The organism is Streptomyces sp. NPDC052040, assembly GCF_044548405.1.
Classification (GTDB): Bacteria; Actinomycetota; Actinomycetes; order Streptomycetales; family Streptomycetaceae; genus Streptomyces.
Genome location: NZ_JBIUBV010000005.1, coordinates 160,693 through 167,825 on the forward strand (window position 1 = coordinate 160,693; position 7,133 = coordinate 167,825).

6 protein-coding genes are annotated in these 7,133 nt (G+C 72.3%); 4 read left to right on the forward strand and 2 right to left on the reverse strand.

All coding sequences use genetic code 11. The features are described 5' to 3' along the window. Nucleotides 1-151 precede the first annotated feature (151 nt). Complete coding sequence (locus tag ACIHAA_RS13435) at nucleotides 152-1,579, reverse strand: ABC1 kinase family protein (protein ID WP_399816402.1); 1,428 nt, start codon at nucleotides 1,577-1,579, stop codon at nucleotides 152-154. Further along, complete coding sequence (locus tag ACIHAA_RS13440; protein ID WP_399816404.1) at nucleotides 1,572-2,810, reverse strand: TOMM precursor leader peptide-binding protein; 1,239 nt, start codon at nucleotides 2,808-2,810, stop codon at nucleotides 1,572-1,574. The genes ACIHAA_RS13435 and ACIHAA_RS13440 overlap by 8 nt, the downstream gene beginning before the upstream one ends. 219 nt (nucleotides 2,811-3,029) lie before the next feature. Between ACIHAA_RS13440 and ACIHAA_RS13445 the strand changes: the two genes are divergently transcribed. From ACIHAA_RS13445 to ACIHAA_RS13460, 4 genes are all read left to right on the forward strand, one after another. Further along, complete coding sequence (locus ACIHAA_RS13445; protein ID WP_399816405.1) at nucleotides 3,030-3,626, forward strand: M48 family metallopeptidase; 597 nt, start codon at nucleotides 3,030-3,032, stop codon at nucleotides 3,624-3,626. A gap of 173 nt (nucleotides 3,627-3,799) precedes the next feature. Continuing rightward, on the forward strand, nucleotides 3,800-5,521 hold the full coding sequence (locus ACIHAA_RS13450) for a TerD family protein (protein WP_399816407.1): 1,722 nt from the start codon (nucleotides 3,800-3,802) through the stop codon (nucleotides 5,519-5,521). 11 nt (nucleotides 5,522-5,532) lie between these two features. Continuing rightward, nucleotides 5,533-6,213: an AIM24 family protein gene (locus ACIHAA_RS13455; protein WP_399816409.1), complete on the forward strand. Its 681-nt coding sequence runs from the start codon at nucleotides 5,533-5,535 to the stop codon at nucleotides 6,211-6,213. 16 nt (nucleotides 6,214-6,229) lie between these two features. Next, on the forward strand, nucleotides 6,230-6,985 hold the full coding sequence (locus ACIHAA_RS13460) for an AIM24 family protein (RefSeq protein WP_399816411.1): 756 nt from the start codon (nucleotides 6,230-6,232) through the stop codon (nucleotides 6,983-6,985). The last annotated feature ends 148 nt before the right edge of the window (nucleotides 6,986-7,133 follow it).

The window sequence follows — 7,133 nt, forward strand, 5'->3', positions numbered from 1 at the left end:
AGGAGGGAGGGGGGCACGGCGAGGACTGGCGGTGCGGACTCGGCGAGGGTGCCCGGACAGCCGACCGCACTCCACTTCTCCGGGAGGGGGCTCCCCCCCCCGCCCCCACCCCCTCCCACCCCACCCCCCAAGGGCTCGCTTCAGAGCCCGGTCACGCCTCGGCTGCCGGTTCCTCCTCCTGCTCTCGCCCCTGCCCCTGCCCCTGCCCCTGCCCCTGCCCCTGCCCCTGCCCCTGCTCTGGCTCCGGCTTCTCCGGCAGGAAGCCCGGGAGCCATTCCTCCAGTTCGTCCCGCAGTCGGACCGTGGCGCCCAGTTGGCACAGGACGCCGATCGTGCTGAGTGTCACCCGGTGTATGAGCAGGTACGCCGGGGGCAGGTTGAGCCGTTTGCCCAGTTGGTAGGCGGGGGAGCGCGGGTCGGCGATTCGGGTCGCCTGGCCGCGCATCCAGCTGCGGGTGAAGGTGAACTCGTCCGCCTGGGCGGGCTCGATGATCGGCACGAGGTAGTCGAGCACCGCGTCCGGGTCCAGGTCGATGGCTTCCCTGATGAAGCCCTCCTCGCGGAGCAGGGTGTGGACCGACTGGGCGTCGCCGTCGATGGCCATGCGCAGGGAGGGCCCGATCGGGGACGGCAGACCACCGGGAAGGCGGTCGACCGTGCCGAAGTCCAGGACACCAAGGCGCCAGTGCTCCTCGCGGACGGGGTCGGGCACCAGGCGGAAGTTGCCCGGGTGCGGGTCGGCGTGCAGCAGGCCCGTGCGGGCGGGGCCGGAGAAGAGGAAGCGCGCCAGCAACTGGCCGGCTCGGTCCCGCTGCTCCTGGGTGCCGTCCGAGATGATCTCCGCCAGCGGTATGCCGTCGATCCATTCGGTCACCAGGACCTGCTCACACTGGTGCACCACTTCCGGCACGATCACATCCGGGTCGTCGGCGAACTCCTCCGCGTGTGCCTGCTGGGCCTGCGCCTCCAGGCCGTAGTCCAGTTCCTCGGAGACCCGGTCGCGGAGTTCGGTGATCAGTGGTTTGACGTCCATGCCGGGGATCAGCGGGCCGAGCAGGCGGGCGAACCGGCTGAGCTGGTTGAGGTCGGAGAGGAGCGCCTCACCGGCGCCCGGGTACTGCACCTTGACCGCGACCTCACGGCCGTCGTGCCACACCGCTCGGTGGACCTGGCCGATGGACGCGGCCGCCGACGGCTTGTCCTCGAACTCCGTGAACAGTTCCTGCCAGTCCTGCCCGAGGTGTTCCTCCAGGACGGCGTGCACCGTGCGCGTCGGCATCGGTGGGGCCGCCTCCTGAAGCTTGGTCAGGGCGGCGCGGTAGGGACCGGCGACCTCCTCGGGGAGCGCGGACTCGAACACCGACAGGGCCTGCCCGAATTTCATGGCACCGCCCTTCAGCTCGCCGAGCACCTTGAACAGCTGCTCAGCGGTGCGCTGCTGGAGCTCCCGGCCGACGATCTCGGCGGACTCCCCGACGATGCGTTTGCCGAGCCCCCATGTGGCCCGCCCGGCGAAGCCGAGCGGGAGCGCGGCGAGCTTGGCGGTACGGGTGACCGCCTTCCGGGGAAGATCAGACATGCGCCCTCCTGGTACCGGACAGCCGCGCCGGGTGTGCCCTGCGGGACGAGTTCCTCGACAGTCGATGCTCCGCCATTGTCTCGTGCGACCCCCGGTCCCTCGGGGTGTGTTCTGCCTTACCTTTCTCCGCCTTACCTTTCTCGGCCGCGCCGCACGGGCATGACGGGTGCGCCCAGACCGGTCGCGGATGCCAGTGGAGCCGGGGCACGGCCGCCTCCCAGCGTGCTCCGACGCTGGAGGGGGTGGCCCCGTCGAGGAACGCGAGCGCATGTCCGGCGGCGAGTCCGGCGACGGCGGTGGCCAGGGCGAGGTCGCAGGCCTGGATCTGCCGTGGCCGTCCGGAGCGCCACTGGGCGACCAGCCGGGGCCAGGTCTCGTCCCGGTCGGCGCGGGCCCGGTGGAGGCAGTCGGCGCAGGCCGTGTCGCCCGGCAGGACGAACGGGCCTACGACGCCCGTCCCTTCCACGACCCCCGCATACAGATGGGGTGTGCCGGTGGCGATCAGGGGTTCGGCGGTGGACGGGTCGGGGGCGTGGATGTCGAGGCCGTCGCGTGGGGCGAGGATCACCAGGGAGAAGCCGGGCCCGGGCTCGTCGTGGGGCGAGCGCCGGGAGGCGCGCTGTCGACGGGGCGGCCGGTCCGGGGCGGCCGCTCGCAGGGCGCGGCGGGCGGCTTCCTCGCGGCGTGCGCCGATCGCGTCGGGTGGCAGTCCGCCCGGTGCGACGTCCCACGGTTCGACGCAGCCCGTGTCGCGGACGTCGACCTCGCCGATGCCCGCGCCCGCGAGCAGGGAGGCGAGGACGGCTCCCACGCGGCCCGCGCCGCGGACCTGGACGCGGTGGTCGCGCCGGGCGGCGAGGCTTCGGGCGGGCTCGCCCGGCAGGCGGGTGGTGAGTGACAGGGAGGCCAGGTCGGGCCGCAGGCGGTCCAGGACGGCGGACTTCGCGCGCAGGGCGTCGGCCTGGGGGCCGCCGCCGGTGGCGTCGTCGAGGAGACCGGAGTCGGAGAGGTTGCCGACCAGGGCGTCCGCATGGCCGTCGGGCAGGCCCATGCGGCGGGCCTCCTCGCGCAGCAGGGGCAGTCCGCGGGTGCCGTCGAGCAGGGCGAGGAAGCTGCCCGTCGCCGTGTCCATGGGGCCCAGCACCATGGCGTGTGCGGGTGCCATCCCGAACTGGACGGTGTTCAGGTCGCGCCAGCCGCGCCGTAGCGCGGGTTTCACCATCGGATGCATGAGCGGCCCCCGTTAGCTCTCGTTGTTGCTGGTTGCTGGTTGCTGGTGTCGGCGGTTGTGTGCCGACGGGGTCAGGATGCCTGGGGTGGGCGGGGGTGTGCGGGAGGTTGTCCACAGGGAGGGGAATCGGTCGTACTAATCAAGCGCTTGGGGTGTGTGTCGGCATGGAAGCGTCCCCGGGGGAGGACTTCCCGTGTGTGCAGCGGGTAACGTCGGGGCGTGCCCGCCGATCCACTGCACCGCGCCGGAAAGCCACAGCGCAGCACGACGAGCCTGCCGCCGAGCGGCTCCGGGGCGAGCGCCATCGAGGTTCGCAGGAGCGCGCGTCGCCGCCGTACGGTCTCCGCGTACCGCGAGGGCGATCGCACTGTCGTGCTGATCCCTGCCCGGATGTCCGAGGCGGAGGAGCAGCGCTGGGTGCGCGTCATGCTCGACAAGCTGGCCGCTCAGGAGAGCAAGCGGGTGATCGGCGATGTGGAGCTGGCCGAGCGCGCGGAGCGGCTGTCGGCGCAGTATCTGGAGGGCCGGGCGCGGCCCGCCTCGGTGCGCTGGGTCACCAATCAGAACACGCGCTGGGGCTCGTGCACCCCGTCCGAGGCCAGTATCCGGCTGTCGCACCGGTTGCAGGGCATGCCCGAGTACGTCGTGGATTACGTCCTGCTGCACGAGCTGGCGCATCTGCTGGTGCCGGGGCACGGGGCGCAGTTCTGGCGGCTGCTGGAGGCGTATCCGCGCACCGAGCGGGCGCGCGGGTATCTGGAAGGGGTGGTGGCGGCCGCTCGGCTGCCGTATCGGCCCGTGTCCGGCGGCGAGTAGCCGGGGCGGGCCGGCGAGCTGAGGTGCGGGCGCGGAGCGTGCGGCGGCGTTGCGGCAATCCCGGGCGGGAAGCGGTTGTGTACCGGGTCTGTACCGGCTGCGGTCGCTGTCGGTGTTTGCGGTTAGCCTGGCGCGACGCACTCACCATTCGGGACGGGGAACGGTCGTAACGCATGGCCAGGGAATTCCAGCGCGGCCACAAGGCCAGGGTCAGTGACCTCACCGCGGGCACGGATCTGTACGTAGGTGTGCAGATCGGCGGGCCCGGACTGACCTTCGACATCAGCTGCTTCGGTCTGGATGCCGAGGAACGGCTCTCGGACGACCGGTACTTCGTCTTCTTCAATCAGCCGAAGTCACCGGAGGAGGCCATTCAGCTCCTGGGGTCGCAGGCGGGCGACACGGAGTCCTTCCGGGTCACGCTCGACCGGATCCCGCCGGGGATCCAGAAGCTGTCCTTCACGGCGACGCTCGACGGCGCCGGGCAGATGTCGCAGATCGCCCCCGGCTATCTGCGCATTGTGGCGGGCGGCGAGGAGGTCGCCCGCTATCCGTTCAGCGGCGCGGAGTTCACCACCGAACGCGCGGTCATGCTGGGCGACCTCTATCTGAAGGACGTCTGGCGGTTCGCCGCGGTCGGTCAGGGGTTCGACGGCGGCCTGGAGGCGTTGCTGAAGAACTTCGGCGGGGAGGTGCTGGAGGAGGAGCAGCCGTCCGTGCCGCAGCAGCAGACGACCGGCGGGGCTCCCGGGTTCGCCCCGCCCGCCCAGCAGTCCGCGCCGCCCGCGTTCGGCGCCCCGGCCGCGCCTCCCGCCCCGGTGCCGCAGCCGTCGGCGCCCGCGCCGCAGGGCGCAGTGCCGCCCCCCGCGGCCGCCCCGCCCGCACCCGCGCCCGTGCCGTCCGTGCACGCCGCGCCCACCATCGTCGCGCCGCTGCACACCCCGCCCGCGGGCACGGTGCCGCCGCCCGGCCCCGCGCCGTACTCCCCGCCGCCCGGCCCGCCCGGACCGCCGCCGGGGTACGGCGCCCAGCCGTCCGCCACACTGCCGCCCGGCTATGGACAGCAGCCCCAGACCCCGCCGCCCGGCTATGGACAGCAGCCCCAGACCCCGCCGCCCGGCTATGGACAGCAGCCCCAGACCCCGCCGCCCGGCTACGGCCAGGTGCCCGGCCAGGCAGGGCCGCCCGCCCCGCACGGCGCCACCCCGGGAGCCCCGCAGGGAGTTGCCGGAGCCGCCGGTGTGGCGGCCGCGCTCCAGGCGTTCAAGGAGACGCCCACCGGCCAGCGGTGGACGCAGCAGAACAAGAAGCTCGTCCGGGTCGACCTCGGCATCGGCGGCCAGCCGGTACTGGCCCGGCAGGGCAGCATGGTGCTCTACCAGGGCAAGGTCGACTTCGGCTACAAGGGCGCCGGCTTCGTCGGCCGCATCGTGGGCAACGCGACCGGCCAGGAGATGCAGCTGATGCGCTGCACGGGCCAGGGCCAGGTGTTCCTCGCCGAGAACGCCACCCATCTGCACCCGATCGAACTCCAGGGCGACGCCATCTGCGTCTCCGCGGAGAACGTCCTCGCCTTCGACGAATCCCTCCAGCACGAGGTCCGGCGCATCGAGGGGCACGGCATTCCCGGCGGCGCGCTGTTCACCATGCAGTTCCAGGGGACCGGCACGATCGTCGTGAAGACGCACGGCGCGCCCGTGGTGCTGCCCGTCACCCCGACCACGTTCGTGGACTCCAACGCCGTGGTGGCCTGGTCGGCGGCCGCCCAGGTGATCGTCTCCAGCCAGGTGCGGATGCGCCGCAACGCCTATCCGGGAGCCACCGGGGAGGGCGTCAACCTGCAATTCCGCGCCGCACCCGGCAATTTCGTCGTCGTCCAGCCCTTTGAGGTCTGAGGGAGCCCGTCATGAACCAGCCGCTCGCGGGCTTCGCCCCCGCACCCGTCTCCGCCCGCATGGAGAACCACGGCAGTCATATGCTGAAGGTCGCCATGCAGACCGGGAACGACCTCTTCGCCCGCGTGGGGTCGATGGTCGCCTACGAAGGGTTCGTCACCTACGAGCCCAACCCGCCCGCCGTGCGCCAGATCGCGCGGGACTGGCTCACCGGTGAGGGCGCGCCCCTGATGAAGTGCTCCGGGGACGGCCTGCTCTACCTCGCCGACTACGGGGCGAACGTCGTCGTCATCAACCTGGGCGGCGAGGGCATCTCCGTCAACGCCACCAACCTCCTCGCCTTCGACGCCCACCTCCAGTGGGGTGTCGAACGGGTGAAGGGGCTGGCCAAGTTCGCCGGGCAAGGCCTGTGGAACACCAGGATCTCCGGGCAGGGCTGGGTCGCCCTGACCTCCCGCGGTACGCCCATCGTCGTCGACTGCGGTGGCGGAGAGGACGAGACCTACGTCGACCCGGACGCCCTCGTCGCCTGGTCCCCGAACCTGAAGGTGAAGGGCAAGCGCAGCTTCAAGGCGCAGTCGCTCATCGGGCGCGGCAGCGGCGAGGCGTACCAGATGGCGTTCTCCGGGCAGGGCATCGTCGTCGTCCAGCCCAGCGAGGACAGCACCGACCGCCTCCGGATCCGGGGCTGAGGGGGAACCGCACACCATGCAGAGCACGCTTTTCGGCTACAACGAGCAGCAGACCCAGGAGCGCTTCAGCCTCCAGAACCAGCAGTTGCTGCGCGTCCTGCTGGAGGGGCACGACGACATCCTGGCGCGCAAGGGCACCATGGTCGCCTACCAGGGGCTGATCGAGTTCGACGCCGAGTACCAGAGCGGTGGCCAACGGCGCGCGCGGGCGCACACGGGCGAGGGCCTGGACCTGATGCGCTGTCACGGGCAGGGCACGGTCTATCTGGCCAACCTCGCCCAGTACGTGCACATCATGGAGGTCGAGCGGGACGGGCTGACCGTCGACAGCAGCTATGTGCTGGCGATGGACTCCTCGCTGCACCACGAGGTCATCGCCGTGGACAGCCAGTACGGCATCTCCGGTTCCGGCAAGTACCAGCTCAATATCACCGGGCACGGCAAGGTGGCGCTGATGACGTCGGGCGCGCCCCTGCTGATGCAGGTCACGCCGGACACGTACGTCAACTGCGACGCCGACGCGATCGTCGCCTGGTCCACCGGTCTGCGGGTGCAGATGCAGGCCCAGACGCACGCCAGCGGGGTGTGGCGTCGCCGTGGCAGCACCGGTGAGGGCTGGGAGCTGAGCTTCATGGGCAGCGGTTTCGCCCTGGTGCAGCCCAGCGAGCTGCTGCCGCCGCAGAACGCGGTGGTCGGGCAGGGCCTGCGCGCCCAGTACGGCATGGGCCAGCAGGGGGCCCACGGCCAGAACCAGGGCAACGTCTGGAGCTGACCGCCCGGCGAGGAAGTACCTGAGAGGGCTACGGGTGGGGGGGGGGGGCGGGGGGGCCCCGGGCCCCCCCCCCCCCCCCCCCCCCCGCGCCCCGCGCCGCCGCCCCCCCCCCCGCGCGCGCCCCCCCCCCCCCGGCGCCCCCCGGGCC

What these genes read in the sequence shown, in the direction of transcription:
- ACIHAA_RS13460 (WP_399816411.1), top strand. Translation starts at nt 6,230, where the DNA reads ATGCAGAGCACGCTTTTCGGCTACAACGAGCAGCAGACCCAGGAGCGC.
- ACIHAA_RS13455 (WP_399816409.1), top strand. Translation starts at nt 5,533, where the DNA reads ATGAACCAGCCGCTCGCGGGCTTCGCCCCCGCACCCGTCTCCGCCCGC.
- ACIHAA_RS13435 (WP_399816402.1), bottom strand. Translation starts at nt 1,579, where the DNA reads ATGTCTGATCTTCCCCGGAAGGCGGTCACCCGTACCGCCAAGCTCGCC.
- ACIHAA_RS13450 (WP_399816407.1), top strand. Translation starts at nt 3,800, where the DNA reads ATGGCCAGGGAATTCCAGCGCGGCCACAAGGCCAGGGTCAGTGACCTC.
- ACIHAA_RS13440 (WP_399816404.1), bottom strand. Translation starts at nt 2,810, where the DNA reads ATGCATCCGATGGTGAAACCCGCGCTACGGCGCGGCTGGCGCGACCTG.